Annotated in this window: 15 protein-coding genes; 6 read left to right on the top strand and 9 right to left on the bottom strand. The window is 44.7% G+C overall.

Going from position 1 to position 15,808, the window contains the following annotated elements; all coding sequences use genetic code 11:
- Positions 1 to 30: 30 nt before the first annotated feature.
- The 6 genes from OCU30_RS00570 to radC form a co-directional block, all read right to left on the bottom strand.
- The gene (locus OCU30_RS00570; RefSeq protein ID WP_159439114.1) at positions 31 to 969 is read right to left on the bottom strand and encodes a capsular polysaccharide synthesis protein; all 939 of its coding nucleotides are present in this window, start codon (positions 967 to 969) and stop codon (positions 31 to 33) included.
- A gap of 233 nt (positions 970 to 1,202) precedes the next feature.
- Positions 1,203 to 2,012, bottom strand: coding sequence for a bifunctional DNA-formamidopyrimidine glycosylase/DNA-(apurinic or apyrimidinic site) lyase (gene mutM / locus OCU30_RS00565; RefSeq protein WP_077313875.1), 810 nt, complete (start codon positions 2,010 to 2,012; stop codon positions 1,203 to 1,205).
- A gap of 22 nt (positions 2,013 to 2,034) precedes the next feature.
- Positions 2,035 to 2,544: a hypothetical protein gene (locus tag OCU30_RS00560; protein ID WP_077313876.1), complete on the bottom strand. Its 510-nt coding sequence runs from the start codon at positions 2,542 to 2,544 to the stop codon at positions 2,035 to 2,037.
- Positions 2,545 to 2,715: 171 nt separating this feature from the next.
- Positions 2,716 to 2,883: a 50S ribosomal protein L33 gene (gene rpmG, locus OCU30_RS00555; protein ID WP_077313877.1), complete on the bottom strand. Its 168-nt coding sequence runs from the start codon at positions 2,881 to 2,883 to the stop codon at positions 2,716 to 2,718.
- 13 nt (positions 2,884 to 2,896) lie between these two features.
- On the bottom strand, positions 2,897 to 3,133 hold the full coding sequence (rpmB, locus tag OCU30_RS00550) for a 50S ribosomal protein L28 (protein ID WP_077313878.1): 237 nt from the start codon (positions 3,131 to 3,133) through the stop codon (positions 2,897 to 2,899).
- 455 nt (positions 3,134 to 3,588) lie between these two features.
- Entirely contained in the window at positions 3,589 to 4,263 is a 675-nt protein-coding gene (radC, locus tag OCU30_RS00545; protein WP_077313879.1) for a RadC family protein, read from the bottom strand.
- Positions 4,264 to 4,500: 237 nt separating this feature from the next.
- Between radC and coaBC the strand changes: the two genes are divergently transcribed.
- The 3 genes from coaBC (at position 4,501) to lpxL (ending at position 7,356) form a co-directional block, all read left to right on the top strand.
- Positions 4,501 to 5,700, top strand: coding sequence for a bifunctional phosphopantothenoylcysteine decarboxylase/phosphopantothenate--cysteine ligase CoaBC (gene coaBC / locus OCU30_RS00540; RefSeq protein WP_077313880.1), 1,200 nt, complete (start codon positions 4,501 to 4,503; stop codon positions 5,698 to 5,700).
- 106 nt (positions 5,701 to 5,806) lie between these two features.
- The gene (gene slmA, locus OCU30_RS00535) at positions 5,807 to 6,397 is read left to right on the top strand and encodes a nucleoid occlusion factor SlmA (protein ID WP_077313881.1); all 591 of its coding nucleotides are present in this window, start codon (positions 5,807 to 5,809) and stop codon (positions 6,395 to 6,397) included.
- Between the two features lie 5 nt (positions 6,398 to 6,402).
- Positions 6,403 to 7,356, top strand: a complete 954-nt coding sequence (gene lpxL / locus OCU30_RS00530) for an LpxL/LpxP family Kdo(2)-lipid IV(A) lauroyl/palmitoleoyl acyltransferase (protein WP_077313882.1) — start codon at positions 6,403 to 6,405, stop codon at positions 7,354 to 7,356.
- An 80-nt stretch (positions 7,357 to 7,436) separates the two neighbouring features.
- Here lpxL and pyrE read toward each other — a convergent pair whose 3' ends face one another.
- A complete protein-coding gene (gene pyrE, locus OCU30_RS00525) occupies positions 7,437 to 8,084 on the bottom strand; it encodes an orotate phosphoribosyltransferase (RefSeq protein WP_077313883.1) in 648 nt (215 codons plus the stop codon).
- A gap of 135 nt (positions 8,085 to 8,219) precedes the next feature.
- Entirely contained in the window at positions 8,220 to 8,936 is a 717-nt protein-coding gene (gene rph, locus OCU30_RS00520; protein ID WP_077313884.1) for a ribonuclease PH, read from the bottom strand.
- A gap of 204 nt (positions 8,937 to 9,140) precedes the next feature.
- Here rph and OCU30_RS00515 point away from each other — a divergent pair, with 204 nt between their 5' ends.
- Positions 9,141 to 10,007: a YicC/YloC family endoribonuclease gene (locus OCU30_RS00515; protein WP_077313885.1), complete on the top strand. Its 867-nt coding sequence runs from the start codon at positions 9,141 to 9,143 to the stop codon at positions 10,005 to 10,007.
- Positions 10,008 to 10,043: 36 nt separating this feature from the next.
- Here the strand turns inward: OCU30_RS00515 and OCU30_RS00510 are convergent, their stop codons facing one another.
- Entirely contained in the window at positions 10,044 to 13,184 is a 3,141-nt protein-coding gene (locus tag OCU30_RS00510) for a DEAD/DEAH box helicase (RefSeq protein WP_077313886.1), read from the bottom strand.
- 261 nt (positions 13,185 to 13,445) lie between these two features.
- On the opposite strand from OCU30_RS00510, the gene OCU30_RS00505 reads away from it, so the two are divergent.
- Positions 13,446 to 13,820, top strand: coding sequence for a diacylglycerol kinase (locus OCU30_RS00505; RefSeq protein ID WP_077313887.1), 375 nt, complete (start codon positions 13,446 to 13,448; stop codon positions 13,818 to 13,820).
- Positions 13,808 to 15,757 (top strand): LTA synthase family protein, encoded by a 1,950-nt coding sequence (locus OCU30_RS00500; RefSeq protein WP_095532901.1) that lies wholly within the window; start codon positions 13,808 to 13,810, stop codon positions 15,755 to 15,757. The genes OCU30_RS00505 and OCU30_RS00500 overlap by 13 nt, the downstream gene beginning before the upstream one ends.
- Positions 15,758 to 15,808: the final 51 nt, after the last annotated feature.

Here is a 15,808-nt window from a genome sequence, read left to right as displayed (position 1 = left end):
CGCTTTTTATTGTATCCACTATTGAACTTATTACTGATTCTCTATTTGCTGCAAACGCTGCATTAACACCGCTTTACGCTGTGCAAACAAATCACTTTTCAAATATGACTCGACATAGGTTTGTTTAGAGACATACGCGTTCTCAAATTCACTGAACGGATCTTTGGTTAATGCATAACGATTGGTCATCGCATTAGGTTCATCTTGGCGTAAATACATCGCCACTTGCTGTTCAGAAAGATGACGCCTAATTGCTTCAAACGAAAAATAAGCCATAGAGAAATAAGGCATGAAGCCAAATTTTTCTGCTCGCTCAGAAATTTCGGCGCCTAAGGGACGATGTTGCTCTTCTTCAGTGAGTACTTTATTGAGAAGCGGAACCTTACCCGAAATAAATAATGTCAGTTCGCGCGGCTTATTCAAGTATTCGATGTATTGAGTAAGAATATCGTTAATCACAGGCGACCCTTGTGGGGCAGCAAGAAACCACACTTCGATAGGCCGGGTCGGGTTATTCTTTTGTTTAAAATTAAACACACCACAGGGCTCTAACGCTTGCGGCAACCAATCATTTAGCGGCTGCATACAAAACGTGGTGGCATCGACCCACACACCACCAAAACGGCTTAAAAGATATAAACGTAGAATATCAGCTTTAATTGGCAATAAGCACCGCACTGAAGTATTACGAAATACCATGTCAAAATCTACATCCACATACTCATGGATATTCTCGTTGTTAAGTAATCGCACGTCATAATCAGGGTTCATTGCCTGCCACGATTTCACCGCTAACTTGGTCACCTCTGGTGCATTATCAAACCCTGAATGCCAATACATCCAAATAATTTTTGGACATTCAGACGATACAGAAGCTTGCTTGGTCGGTGCCAGTAGTTGTTCAATGGCTTGCTGAGAAGCATGCTTGATCTCAGCCTTATATTTCGCCGAATGGAAACTATGTTCCACATTGATATCCGACAAATGGTTATAGCATTTATTTAAAAATGAACTTTTTTTACGTAACTTGCCGAACTTACGGTCAAGAGATTTCATTAGCTTAGGAAACTTCATAATCGCGCAACTACCAATCAACGTGTAAATAGATATTCTACTAAAAATGAGACAAAACAGATATGAACCCAAGAGAGTCAATCTAGCTGACTCAAACGAGTTATTCATACTGACTATTGATTAATTTTTTAAATCTGGCATAACCGACAGAAAAACGTATTTCTTTGGCCGATTTTTTGCTCATGAATCACAGCGCCGCATTCTGGGCAGGCTTCACCTTGTTTACCATACACTTGTAGCTCTTGAGCGAAATAACCAGGTTTTCCATCGACTTGGTTAAAATCTTTAAGTGTAGTGCCACCCTGACGAATCGAGTGCGCTAATACGGCTTTAATCTTTTCAACCAACACTTGCCATTCTGCTAATGTGAGTGAGTGAGCCGGTCTAGTCGGTAATATACGCGCCGAGAACAAGGACTCACTAGCATAAATATTTCCAACGCCGACGACATTCTTATTATCCATAATAAATGTCTTCACCGCGACCTGTCGTTTTTTTGCTCGCTCTGCCATGTATTGCGCGGTAAATGCATCGCTTAATGGCTCTGGACCTAAATGCGCCAGTACCGCAGGGGCTTCGCCAGGTTCATACCATAACCATGCCCCAAAACGACGCGGATCGTTATAACGCAACACTCGCCCGTTCATCATAAACAGATCCACATGATCGTGTTTAGCCGGGGGTAACGCAGCCTCTAACACACGCAGCGATCCTGACATCCCCAAGTGAATCAGAGCGGTCCCGACATCGGTTTCCACTAACAAATATTTAGCGCGACGTTTGATATCTCGAATCACTTGCCCTTCCATCTTTTTCAGGGCAAATGGAATATCCCATCGCAGTTTTGGCGTGCGAACTTCAATCGCTTTGACGGTTTCACCGACTAAAAAAGGCGAGATCCCCTGACGGCTGACCTCCACCTCTGGTAATTCAGGCATGATAATTCCTTAATCAGGAGTCTTAAAATTCCACAGTAGGTTGGTTAATTGCAGGCATAATGTAATCTTTCGCCACCGATATCGCCACCCACTTATGTTGCCAATTTTGAAATAGCCAAAACTTCGCTGTGCGATAGTAAGTAATACGCTGAGGTTCGGCTTGGTTGTCATACCATACTTCTACTGTAGAGGGATTACCTAAACGCGGCACAAGTGACTCAAAGGTTTTTTCATCCACTAAAGTGCCCTGTAATGATAACCAGCGCTCGGCCAGATTGGCTGCAGACATCGGAAGCTGCGCGGTGGAATACCATTCCCCTTGCTTTTTCTGCAACGAAAAGCCTGTAAAGTTGATGGTTTTTACATGGTTGTGTGGGTCAAAAACTTGGGGCGTCGTAGACTCTTGCTGAGTGGGATCAGGGAGCAAATAACTTTTGATGATCGTCGGCAGATTTAATATTCCGATAAATAAGATCACCAATAATATCATTATGTTGTTCCAGCGGCGACGTCGAGCTGGTGAGACACGCATGCAAAGCTCCTTTACGCTATATCATCGTGGAGGGGGCAAAATGGGAGAGAGCTAGCGGAAGGCTTTAATCTCTATAGTAAAGACTATAGCTAAGCGAAGAGGGGAAAGTCCAGATAATAAAAAACCCAACCAAAAGGCTGGGTTTTTATAACACTTATGACAGAGCAAAAATTATTTAATTTTCGCTTCTTTGTAAGCAACGTGTTTGCGGACAACTGGATCAAATTTCTTGATCTCAAATTTGCCTGGCATGTTACGTTTGTTTTTGTCAGTAGTGTAGAAGTGACCAGTACCTGCAGAAGATACTAGACGGATTTTCTCACGAATGCCTTTAGCCATGGTTCAATTCCTCTTAAACGTTTTCGCCACGTGCACGGATATCACCAAGAACGGCTTCGATGCCTTTCTTATCGATAATACGCATGCCTTTAGCAGTTAGACGTAGTTTAACAAAACGTTTTTCGCTCTCTACCCAGAAACGATGAGTTTGTAGGTTCGGCAGAAAACGACGCTTAGTAGCATTTCGTGCGTGTGAACGGTTGTTACCCGCTACTGGACGCTTACCAGTTACTTGGCATACTCGGGACATGTAATGTCTTCTCCAAATCGTTTCAGCTCGATATCAACCTTGCTTGCTGGCCGAACCTCAACTGAGGTAAAAACCAGTATGGTAAATCCATACAAGGCTATCAAAGGTCGCGCATTATACTAACTTGCCATGCATTGCTCAAGACCCGAACAGATCCTTTTTCAAGAAATCACTGATCTTTTTTCTCTGGCGAGCTGATTGGTGTTAAAAAATGTCTGCGAATAGTATCAGATTTTAGCCAACTAACAAGGGAAAAAGTGCTTATATGTTCAATACTAACCCTATGGTTGTCCTTGAAAAGTTGTGTTTCATTCCACTTTTGCTATTAAGACCCTTATTTTTAAAAATTAATTCTATTTACGCGAGAATATAATTTTTTTAAAAAATTTTTTACTTGGGTATTTTTTCGCCGACTTATCGATAACTTATGTTAAAAATGCACGTGTCATCGATATTTATAGCCACCCACGTTCCGCAAAAGACACCACTTCACCATCCCCAACCACAAAATGATCAAGCACGCGAATGTCGACTAGCCCGAGTGCATCTGTCAGCCTAACGGTAATCCGCCGGTCTGCTTGGCTGGGCTCGGCCACTCCGGAAGGGTGATTATGTGCCAGAATAACGGCGGCTGCATTATGATACAGTGATCGTTTAACCACTTCACGTGGATAAACACTTGCCGCATCAATCGTCCCTTCAAACAGTATCTCATCGCAAATCACCCGATGTTGATTATCAAGAAACAATAAATAGAACGCTTCGCGCTGGCGATCTCGCAATCGACTCGACAGGTACAATTTGGTTTGTTGAGGACTAGTGAGTGCATCTCCTCGCTGTAGCGTTTCAGCTAAGTAGCGCTGAGACATTTCTAATACCGCTTGTAATTGCACATATTTGGCCATACCTAATCCCTTGTGCTGGCAAAAATCCCGCTGTGATGAGGAAAATAACGCCCGCAGTGAACCAAATTCTTGTAAGAGCATATCGGCTAACACCACCACATTCATTCCCGTGATGCCTGTCCTGAGAAAAATCGCTAACAGCTCAGCATCGGTGAGCGCATGTGCGCCACGGCATAATAATTTTTCACGCGGCAGAGATTCTGTCGGTAAATGCTTTAATTTCATAGCGGCCTCCGCCTCCTCAAACACGTGTCTGTACTATCCCCTGAGCCAATATAACGGCAAGCTATCGTCACGATGTCTTCGAGTGATCTCACTGAACTGATTGTTTTCCATGCCGCGTTATCATCCATTATTTGGAACTCACTTCCCTTTATTTTTACTGAAATGGAATTGGCACAGCTCTGACATATCTCGGGAGTTGTGCTAGCATAGCGACCGTCTTTGTTGAGGAATTTAAGAATGCAAACATTAGCAGGAAAGAACATTCTGCTGGGTATTAGTGGCGGTATTGCTGCGTACAAATGTGCAGAGCTAACCCGTCGCTTAATTGAGCGTGGGGCCACTGTCCGCGTCGTGATGACCCAAGCAGCCCAAGCTTTTATTACTCCTTTAACCATGCAAGCCGTATCAGGACAACCGGTCTCTGATAGTCTATTCGATCCTGCGGCTGAGGCCTCAATGGGACATATTGAGTTGGCGAAATGGGCGGACTTGATTTTAATCGCGCCTGCCACCGCTGATGTGATGGCACGCATTAGTGCCGGCATGGGCAATGATTTATTATCCACATTGGTACTTGCAACCAATGCACCGGTAGCGCTAGCTCCTGCGATGAATCAACAAATGTACCGTAACCTCGCGACGCAAGAGAACTTAGTCACGTTAACCCGCCGAGGTTTTGAAATTTGGGGCCCAGATGCAGGCGAACAAGCCTGTGGTGATGTTGGCCCAGGCCGTATGCTCGACCCTATGGCGATTGTTGAACACTGCCAACAATTTTTTGGCCCGAAACCGCTGCAAGGTAAACGCGTGCTTTTAACGGCAGGACCAACCCGTGAAGCATTGGACCCTGTACGCTATATTAGTAATCATAGTTCTGGAAAAATGGGCTTTGCGCTGGCGGCAGCGGCGGCACAACTTGGCGCAGATGTTACATTGGTGACTGGCCCAGTTACCCTAAATACACCTGAAGGTGTGACGCGCTTAGAAGTAATAAGTGCGAGTGATATGCATACCGCTGTCATGGAACATGCGCCCTATCATGATGTTTTCATTGGCTGTGCCGCCGTGGCTGATTACCGTGCAGCACACATCGCAGAGCAAAAGATGAAGAAAACCGATAACAGTGATCAAATGACGATTACTATGGTTAAAAATCCTGACATCGTGGCAGCGGTTGCGGCACTGGCTGAAAACCGTCCGTATACCGTCGGTTTTGCCGCAGAAACTCAAGATGTGGCCTCGTATGCTCGTGGTAAGTTACTGAAAAAAAATCTTGATATGATTTGTGCCAACGATGTTTCCGTTGCAGGTCAAGGTTTCAATAGTAACGATAATGCATTAACTGTTTATTGGCATGATGGTGAGCACTCTTTACCTTTAGCAAGTAAAAAACAACTTGCTCACTCCCTAATGCTATTAATTAATCAACAACTTTAATCACTTCCCTGAGCGTTTCTGCCAAGCTTTCACTATAACTTAATAGTGAAAGCTTTCAGGAAGCGTATTTGTATAATGTAGTGGAAAGTAAAAGGATAATGGGGTTATGGCCGGCACCAAGAAATCAAATCGTCGTGAAGAAATCCTACAGGCTCTTGCGGAAATGCTTGAGTCTCATGAGGGAGCCTCACGTATTACCACGGCAAAACTGGCAAAACAAGTCGGAGTATCGGAAGCAGCGCTATATCGCCATTTCCCGAGTAAAGCTCGCATGTTTGAAGGATTGATCGAATTTATTGAAGATTCGCTAATGACTCGTATCAATCTCATATTGGAAGAAGAAAAAGACACGTTAAGCCGTCTACGTTTAGTTATTCAATTATTACTCGCCTTTTCAGAACGTAACCCAGGTCTAACAAGAATTTTATCCGGTCATGCTTTAATGTTTGAGAATGAACGTTTACGTGACCGTATAAACCAGCTTTATGAACGTATCGAAACCTCTCTACGCCAAGTGATAAGAGAGCGTAAAATCCGTGAAGGCAAATCTTTTCCTGTTGATGATAATATTTTGGCCGCTCAGCTACTCGGGCAAGTAGAAGGCAGTTTGAACCGGTTTGTTCGCTCTGATTTTAAACACCTGCCAACTGCAAACTTTGATCAGTACTGGGCTCTGTTAATTGCACAGATTAAGTAAACATTATGAAGCCACATTTAGACTTTGAAAGACCGAAGTTTTCTCTTGCTCTTTTACACCCTAAATACTGGGGTATTTGGTTAGGCTTTCTTAGCCTCGCATTAATTGTCAATATAATGCCTTACTCGCTACTGCTCGCGATTGGCCGCAGTTTCGGTAAAATGGCGATGCGTTTTGGTAAAGGCCGTGTACACACGGCTCGTCGCAATTTGGAATTGGCATTTCCAACCATGACATCTGAAGAAATTGATGCCTTTGTGTTAGAAAACTTCAAAAATACCGGCGCTGGCTTAGCGGAAACAGGCATCGCGTGGTTTTGGCCAACGTGGCGCTTTAAGCGCTTGATTATTCATAATGATATGCAACCATTAAATCAATACGAACAAGAAGGCCGTGGGGTCTTGCTGTGTTGTGTCCACGCTCTCAATTTAGAGGTCACAGCGCGCGCTTTTGGTATTGTTGGGATGCCCGGTTGCGGCGTATTTCGTCCCCACACCAATCCGGCCTATAACTGGATACAATATTGGGGCCGCTCACACAATGGCAACACATTAGTCGACCGTAAAGATCTAAAAAAGATGATTCGTGTACTACGTGAAGGTCAGCGCTTGTTTTATTTACCTGATCATGACTATGGCCGCAAAAAAGCCGAATACGTGCCGTTTTTTGCCGTTGAGGACGCTTGTACAACGACAGGCACTAGTATTCTAGCGAAGATGAGTAAGTGTGCGATTGTCATGGGATCTGGATTTCGTAACCAACAAGGCCGCTATGAAGTTATCGCGGATAAAGATGTGACGGAGAGTTTCCCTCTTGATGACCAAAAAGCTGCCGCGGCGTTAATGAATCAACACGTAGAAGAGGTAATTCTCCGTGCGCCAGAGCAGTGGATGTGGCTACACCGCCGCTTTAAACATGAACCAGACCCTTCTGCAAAAGGGGCGCGCCGTTACAAATAACCCATCGCCGTCAATGGCGTCTCCAAGGCAGTAAAAGTCCGCCTCAGCTCCCCCCTTAGCGGGGGGAGTGAGACTCGAACTTAAGCAACCACGCCATATTGTTCACGGTAATATTTCACTGCTTCTAAATGCTCAGCACTATCACCACGCTCTTCTAAGAACGTTACCAAGTCATTTAAGCTCACAATCGCGATTACCGAACAACCAAAGTCACGTTCCACTTCTTGAATCGCCGAGAGTTCACCATTGCCTTTTTCTTGGCGATCAATCGCCACTAGCACACCGGCTAAATCTGCGCCATTTTGTTGAATGATTTGCATCGATTCACGAATCGCTGTCCCTGCGGTAATCACATCATCTACCAGCATAATTCGCCCTTCCAATGGGCTACCGACTAGGCTACCGCCTTCCCCATGATCTTTCGCTTCTTTGCGGTTAAAACAGTACGGCGTATCCGTATCATGATGATCTGCCAGCGCTACGGCTGTCGTGGTCGCAATAGGAATGCCTTTATAAGCAGGGCCAAACAACACATCATAATCAATTCCTGAATCCGCTAACGCAGCGGCGTAAAATCGGCCTAAGCGCGCTAAATCACGTCCAGTATTGAAGAGGCCAGCGTTAAAAAAATAAGGGCTTGTACGTCCAGATTTTAAAGTAAACTCTCCAAACTTTAATACTTCTTTCTCAAGAGCAAACTCAATAAACTCACGCTGGTACGCTTTCATTCTTTTCTCCTACTTAACTGTCTTGTCTTGACCTTTCTCGGTCGGGTCATGATGTGTTTACCGCCGCCTTATTCCTTGCGATGGCATAAAAAACATAAAAAAATAGCCCCTTTCTCAAGGAGCTATTTATAAAAACTAATCGGTTAGGGCATCTTTCTGCGCCTGAACAATATCGGCAATCCCTTTCTGAGCACTCGCTAATAAACGCAGTAACTCGTCATGACTGAACGGCTGACCTTCTGCGGTGCCCTGTACTTCAATCATTTTGCCATCTTCGGTCATGACTACATTCATATCAGTATCGGCATTGGAATCTTCCACATATTCTAAATCGCACAATACCTCATCACCCAAAATACCCACAGATACCGCTGCCACATGGCCTTTCATGGGGTTTTTCTTCAATTTACCTGCGGAAATGAGCTGCGAAAAGGCATCAGCCATGGCAACACTTGCTCCCGTAATGGCCGCAGTGCGTGTGCCGCCATCCGCCTGAATAACATCGCAATCCACCGTTATCATAATTTCACCCATGACCGCTCTATCAACAACAGCACGCAAGCTACGCGCGATCAGACGTTGGATTTCCATAGTACGTCCGCCCTGTTTACCACTGGCCGCTTCACGACGGGTACGTTTATGAGTCGCACGAGGTAACATGCCATACTCTGCGGTTATCCAACCTTTCTTCTGGCCTTTTAACCAGCGCGGTACGTTTTCTTCTACAGTGGCGTTACACAATACCTTGGTATTGCCAAACTCAACCAGTACCGACCCTTCAGCATACGCGGTGTAGTTACGAGTAATTTTTATAGGACGAATTTGATCTACAGCGCGGTCATTTGGACGCATAATCTTTAGCCTTGATTAGGTGAGAAGATACCGATTGGGAAAGGATTATAACGGAAATCGTATACGCTTCCTACCCTAAGCAGAGCCTAGATAATAAATCAGACTCACAGACAAACCACGCAACGCTGATTGATTCCAAGGGATTTATGTTACTATGATTTATGTTTGAAATGGCCTGAAAAGTTAAGAGCTAAGGACACACTAATGATTTACAGCATGACCGCGTACGCACGCAAAGAAGTGAAAGGCGATTGGGGCAGCGCCGTATGGGAAATCCGTTCGGTTAACCAACGTTACCTAGAAACCTATTTCCGCCTCCCAGAGCAATTTCGTGGCCTTGAGCCAGTACTGCGTGAGCGTTTTCGTAAGCGTCTTGCGCGCGGTAAAGTCGAGTGTCACTTACGCTTTGAAGCCAACCCTGCTGCGCAAAGTGCTCTCAACATTAATGAGACATTAGCTCAGCAAGTGATTGAAGCGGCTAATAAAGTCATGCACATGACTGGCGAGCCAAGCCGCGTTAGCCCATTTCAGATCATGCAATGGCCGGGTGTAATGGAAACGCCAGAGCAAGATATGGACGTCATTAATCAAGATTTGCTTGGCGCGTTTGAAGACGCCATGACTGACTTTATTGCTGCCCGTGCAAGTGAAGGCGACAACATGAAAGCGCTCATTGAGCACCGCCTGCAAGCCATTAGTGACGAAGTGGTAAAAGTTAGAAATCGCATGCCTGAAATTCTTGAATGGCAACGTGATCGCCTACGCACTAAATTTGAAGAGGCACAAATCGAATTAGATTCATCGCGCGTTGAGCAAGAGATGATTCTCCTCGCGCAAAAATCCGATGTTGCAGAAGAACTCGACCGTTTAGACTCGCACGTTAAAGAAGCGACGAACGTACTCAACAAAGGTGGCTCTTGTGGCCGTCGCCTTGATTTTATGATGCAAGAGTTTAACCGTGAATCCAACACGCTCGCATCTAAATCCATCAGTACCGACATCACCGCCTCCGGTGTGGAACTCAAAGTTTTAATTGAACAAATGCGAGAGCAGATCCAGAATATTGAGTAATCACCTAGTGAGTGGATAGTGCCCCTATCCACTCACTTATCCCACAGCTAATTTCGCTACCTGCTGCCACATAAAATGCGGCATGGGTGTTTGCAGTTGCCATGTAATGCTCATCGGCTGCGAGCCGGTGTGAGACACGTACTCCACTTCCCCGTAGTTCACAAATCCCATGGTGCGGCCGTATTCGTCTTTGCTTTGCTCTCGCACAAATAAGAATAAACGTTTACCAATTTTTTTATGCTGAATGTATTCCAAACCACGTCCACGCTCCGGCCTTGCACTATTTTGCGATTGCCAATGAAAAAGTAATTCGTTGATCGCGTAGTCGTGGTACATGGTGGTCGGTGAAAACTGCTTTTCATTTTTATCAAGCGTGACAAACAACAGCTCAATATTATCGTCTTTAATAACGAACACACCTTCTCGCGCAGGCGGTTGACGCTCAAATGTGATAGCACCAAACGCTACTAATATTTGCTCGCGGGCATAGCGGGCGTGCAGCCTAAGTGGCACCTGCTCAAGATTAAGCATTTCAGGCTGTTCGTGTTTGGTTTGCATCTGCTGCCAAGTCACTACATCGAGCAGTTCATCTGTAACGCCCAATCGGTGAAGTGCTTTCAAACTATGCTCAAGTGACTCAAAACCTGCATCAGATCCTGTTTTCTGCCAGAAGTCGTAATGACACATCAGCACCTGTCGATTTGTCGTGTCTGTGATCGCAAAATTGTTTTGGCATAGCTGCTTCAAAAAACCCAGGTACGCATGATCATCACAACTAAGGATACGGCTATGAATCGCCTTTTTAAGCATTTTAAAAGTGCCTTCATCGACACTTGATTCTTTGACTTCATCTTTGGATTTCGCAACTAGCTCGAGCCAGCTGCCACGTTTGTAAAGCTCGTTCAGATTAATATGCGGATGCTGGGCAAGAAAATTTGCCAACGTCAACGGTAAAGTAGAATGTTGCGGGTATTGTCGAATCATTGCAACTAAGCGCTTCAATGTAAGCGAAGCCTGACTAATATTACTCAACACCATCTCTTGAGTCCGCTTGGTAAGTTCGATTCGACACCCGAGCGGCGCATGCGGAAAGCCTTGTTTGATTTCATCACTAACCGCTTTAGGACTTCGCCCCACTAGAGATCTGAATTTATTGGCAAAATCATACTCTGGTCGTGAATTCCCGACAAAATCAAGAACTGTACAACATTCTTTTCCCTCAGCTAGACGCAACCCCCTTCCAAGCTGCTGCAAAAAGATGGTGAGACTCTCTGTAGGCCTTAAGAAAAGCAAGGTATCGACTTCGGGAATGTCGATACCTTCATTGAAGATATCAACGACACACAACACATTGATGTCTCCACTGCGTATCGCTTGCTGCTTATTTTGCCGTTCATGAGCATTATCACTGGTTAGAAAATCCGCTTTGATGCCTTTGAGTAACAGTTGACGCACCATATATTGAGCATGGTCACGGCTGACACAAAATGCTAACGCCTTCATTTGACTAATATCAGTGACGATCTCCTGCAAACTTAGCAGTATTTTATCAAAACGAGCTTGATTGTGAGTATATAGATTGGTCAGTTGTGTAATGTCATAGCGACCACGACTCCATGAAATCGATCTTAAATCCGTGTCATCATCGATACCAAAATACTGAAACGGCGATAAATAACGACGATTAATAGCTTCGGGCAAACGAAGCTCTGCCGCGATTACTCCCCCGAAATCAGCCAGAATATCGCCGCCATCATGGCGTTCAGGTGTCGCAGTTAAACCGAGCAAGAGACTTGGCTGAAAATATTCCAATACTTGTCTATAACTGCTCGCCGATATGTGATGCACTTCATCGATGACGATGTAATCATAAAAGTCCGGTGTGAGTTTAAGCTGATCCAATTGATTATTGAGCGTTTGAACCGAGACAAACAGCTGTCGATAGTGAGCTGGTGAATATCCACCGACCCAAAGCTCGCCAAATGCACCATCGCGCAACACACCACGATAAGCAGCACGAGCTTGCTTCAGAATTTCTTCTCGATGCGCGACAAACAAAAAGGTCGCATTAGGCTTGTGCTTTACAACACGGGCAAAATCAAACGCAGAGATTAGTGTTTTACCTGTTCCTGTGGCAGCAACCACAAGGTTACGAAAACGCTGATGAATGTCTCTCTCTACCGTCAACCGTTCTAAGATTTCACTCTGATGAGGGAACGGCTTAATGTCGAAGAAATGAGTGAGACTCTGTTCATCTCCACTTCGTTGCTGCCTCAAAGCTTGATTTAACTTTTCCGTACTACTCGCATCACCATTGAAGCACTCGAATTCATTTAATACCCAGTAAGTCTCAAACGTGCTCAACGACTTACTGATAATATGAGGAATTTCTTGCGCGGTAATTTTCAGGTTCCATTCTAGGCCATTAGTCAGCGCGGAATGCGATAAGTTAGACGAGCCAATATAGCCAGTGTGATAGCCAGTATCACGAAGAAACAAATAACTCTTGGCATGCAGGCGCTCTTGCTGTGTGTTGTAGCTGAGCTTTACTTCAGTATTGGGTAGGCTCGCCAAATACTCCACGGCTTTAGCATCCGTCGCGCCCATATAGGATGTGGTGATAATTTTCAATTCTCGGCCGCTGGCAGTAAATGCTTCAAGCTCTTTGCGAAAGATACGAATGCCTGCCCATTTGATAAAGGAGACCAGCCAGTAAATTTTATCCGCAGAAAGAATCTCTCGCTTTAGCTCTGACTCTAACGATAAGCCTGCATTGCTGCCACAAAACAACTCACTTTGCGTGAGTCCAGTAAGTGGAAAAATATCGTTTACATACTGCTTCAGGTTTGCAGCGACTGGGTTTTCTAGTTCATACAAGGCAGTCAGTATTTTCCCTTGGCTATCGAGGAGGTTTTCTTCGATTAAGCCATCGTCTTGTAAACGTTCTTTCAACCAAAGTAGTAACTCATTGGATAACTCGATTTGCTGCTGTAACTGCTGATCACCCGCTGGCACCGAGCCGATCGCGTAATCCAAAATATTACCTAAAAAACGTGATAACCAAACTGACGCTTCGCCAGCTGATAGTTCACGTTCACCCACATAAAAGCGCTCACGATCCAGACGTTTTTCTACCAACTGAGTAATTAGTTGCTCGTATATACCTGACTGCTGCATAAAGTCCCTTTTGTACGCTTTACAGATAAAAAAATAGGTAACACATATAAACCTACAGGCATCACATAAATCATACATTTAAGTGGTGTCTATGTATGGAACGTATAAGTTTTAATAGTATGCGGTTTTTTGAGCGTGATGAACATTCTTCTGTGCATTCAGTTTTGTATCGCAATTTTTTATAGAACCGCTTGATTGCATTCCTAATAAACTCGTATGGGTATTCGCTATCGATACGATGACGTATAGAGCTGATGAATCATGAAACCAGACATCATCATCAAACGCACCGGCATTCACCGGATTCTGTATAGTTTTGTCCATAGTTTTAATGGGCTGAAGTGGCTGTGCCAAAACGAAGCCGCATTTAAACAAGAGCTATTACTGTTTGTGCCACTCACCGTGGTGGCCTTGTGGCTTGAGCTACCGGCAATCCACACCTTGTTAGTGATTCTGAGTATGGTATTCGTATTGTTGGCGGAAATGATCAATACCGCCATCGAGGTAATGATTGATCGGGTTGGATTGGAGTATCACTTGTTATCCGGCGTGGCTAAGAACATCGGTTCCGCACTTGTCCTTATCAGTATTCTTTGTTCACTATCCGTTTGGGGAACCATCTTATGGCTACATTAATGCCTCGTAAAAATAGCCTACTAAAAGTTGGCGTACTACAGCCGTTACTGTGTTTTTTTATTGTGGATTTGCTCATTCTTAGCTTGTCACGGTTGCTGCTCTCCATTTGGCAAAGTGAGCGAGCCTTTGCTGAGAGCCGTCACTATGCGCAAATTTTTATTGGCGGGCTGCGCATCGATCTGTCCTCATTAGGTTACCTCTTCGCCCCCGCTCTTTTACTGATTATTATCGCGACCTTAATACGGCTCCCGCAATACTTACGCCTGCCCCTTAAATTTTACCTCGTGGCGGGAAGCTTATTCATTCTCTTCTTTGAGTTAATCACCCCCACTTTTATCATCGAATACGATTTACGCCCCAACCGCTTGTTTCTCGATTACTTGGTTTACCCAAAAGAAGTGTCCTCGATGCTGTTCGCAGGGTATAAAACCGAGATGGCTATTGTGCTGGCAGGTCTTGCATTTTCGGGGTGGTTATTGGCCAAACTGTTTGACCGTGTTTGGCGCTGTGATAGCAAAGGTCTATTCTTTCGGCAAATTGCGATGCAGTTCGTGCTCACGTGTTTGCTTGTCTTGGCGGCACGAGGAACATTAGAGCACCGCCCCATCAACCCAGCGTTAGTCGCCTTTTCAACCGACCATTTATTAAATGATTTGAGCGTAAATTCGGCCTATTCTGTCGCCTTTGCTTGGAAACAAGCACAAAATGAGATGTCGAGTGCCGACTTCTATGGCGCGATGGATAAACATGAACTGTTACAGCAAATTCATCGCACCATGCAAAATCCGCAGGCTCACTACACCGATCCGAGCGCACCGACAAGAGCCATGCATATATCCAGTTTTCCTGAGCGTAAAAAAAACCTCGTGATTTTACTGCAGGAAAGCTTAGGGGCTCGTTATGTGGGCAAACTGGGCGGGCTACCACTCACCCCTAATCTAGATAAAATAATGGATGAAGGCTGGAACTTTACACATTTGTACGCCACAGGTACGCGCTCAGTCCGTGGCATTGAAGCAGTCATGACAGGATTTACTCCCACCCCTGCTCGCTCTGTAGTTAAGCTGGGTAAGTCGCAGCAAAATTTCTTCACACTCGCGAGTTTTCTTGGACAACAAGGCTACCATACGCAATTTATTTACGGCGGCGAAGCACACTTTGATAATATGAAAACGTTCTTTTTAGGCAATGGGGTACAAGAGATTGTTGAAGGGCCCGATTTTCACAAGATCGATTTCTTAGGGTCTTGGGGTGCCTCTGATGGTGATTTGTATGATCAGGCTAATCGTGAATTCACCCAGCTCAGTAAACAAGATAAGCCTTTCTTTAGCTTAGTCTTCACCTCATCCAATCATTCTCCTTATGATTATCCAGACGGCACAATCACGCCCTACGATACGCCAAAACAGACACGCAATAATGCCGCCAAATATTCAGATTACGCCTTGGGCGAGTTCATAAAAAAAGCCAAACAATCGCCATATTGGGACAATACTATCTTTGTCGTAGTTGCCGATCATGACGAACGGGTCCAAGGAGCCAGCTTAGTACCCGTTCGTCATTTTCATATTCCTGCCGTGATCTTTGGCAACGATGTCCCACATAAAGTTGAAAATCGGCTGGCCAGTCAAATTGACTTGGGACCAACGTTACTATCACTGATTGGGGCCTCGGGCGAGCATCCTATGATCGGTAACGATTTTACTAAGCCTATGAGTGAAAACCAGCCAAGAGCTATGCTGCAATATGATAAGAATTTTGCTTATCTAAAAGGCAACCAAGCCATCATTTTTCAACCGCATAAAAAACCATTAACGTTTTTACTGAATGAGGAACAACTCACACCGAGTAAAGCAGATGAAACACTGATTCAAGAAGCCCATGCCTATGCCAACTTTGGTAGTATGGCGTATCAAGACGGATGGTATACACCTTAGTGCGAGTACGAAAAGAATCATGCAAATAATCAAAAGATCAGTTAGCTAAGC

It is taken from the genome of Vibrio palustris, from assembly GCF_024346995.1.
GTDB lineage: Bacteria > Pseudomonadota > Gammaproteobacteria > Enterobacterales > Vibrionaceae > Vibrio > Vibrio palustris.
Note: the sequence above shows the minus strand (reverse complement) of the source record. Positions and strands in the feature narration are given on the sequence as shown.

Excerpts from the sequence above, each read along its gene's own strand:
- rpmG (WP_077313877.1), bottom strand. The coding sequence starts at position 2,883 with ATGGCTAAAGGCATTCGTGAGAAAATCCGTCTAGTATCTTCTGCAGGT.
- OCU30_RS00515 (WP_077313885.1), top strand. The coding sequence starts at position 9,141 with ATGATTTACAGCATGACCGCGTACGCACGCAAAGAAGTGAAAGGCGAT.
- rpmB (WP_077313878.1), bottom strand. The coding sequence starts at position 3,133 with ATGTCCCGAGTATGCCAAGTAACTGGTAAGCGTCCAGTAGCGGGTAAC.
- mutM (WP_077313875.1), bottom strand. The coding sequence starts at position 2,012 with ATGCCTGAATTACCAGAGGTGGAGGTCAGCCGTCAGGGGATCTCGCCT.
- coaBC (WP_077313880.1), top strand. The coding sequence starts at position 4,501 with ATGCAAACATTAGCAGGAAAGAACATTCTGCTGGGTATTAGTGGCGGT.
- slmA (WP_077313881.1), top strand. The coding sequence starts at position 5,807 with ATGGCCGGCACCAAGAAATCAAATCGTCGTGAAGAAATCCTACAGGCT.
- pyrE (WP_077313883.1), bottom strand. The coding sequence starts at position 8,084 with ATGAAAGCGTACCAGCGTGAGTTTATTGAGTTTGCTCTTGAGAAAGAA.
- OCU30_RS00510 (WP_077313886.1), bottom strand. The coding sequence starts at position 13,184 with ATGCAGCAGTCAGGTATATACGAGCAACTAATTACTCAGTTGGTAGAA.
- OCU30_RS00505 (WP_077313887.1), top strand. The coding sequence starts at position 13,446 with ATGAAACCAGACATCATCATCAAACGCACCGGCATTCACCGGATTCTG.
- OCU30_RS00500 (WP_095532901.1), top strand. The coding sequence starts at position 13,808 with ATGGCTACATTAATGCCTCGTAAAAATAGCCTACTAAAAGTTGGCGTA.
- rph (WP_077313884.1), bottom strand. The coding sequence starts at position 8,936 with ATGCGTCCAAATGACCGCGCTGTAGATCAAATTCGTCCTATAAAAATT.
- OCU30_RS00560 (WP_077313876.1), bottom strand. The coding sequence starts at position 2,544 with ATGCGTGTCTCACCAGCTCGACGTCGCCGCTGGAACAACATAATGATA.
- radC (WP_077313879.1), bottom strand. The coding sequence starts at position 4,263 with ATGAAATTAAAGCATTTACCGACAGAATCTCTGCCGCGTGAAAAATTA.
- lpxL (WP_077313882.1), top strand. The coding sequence starts at position 6,403 with ATGAAGCCACATTTAGACTTTGAAAGACCGAAGTTTTCTCTTGCTCTT.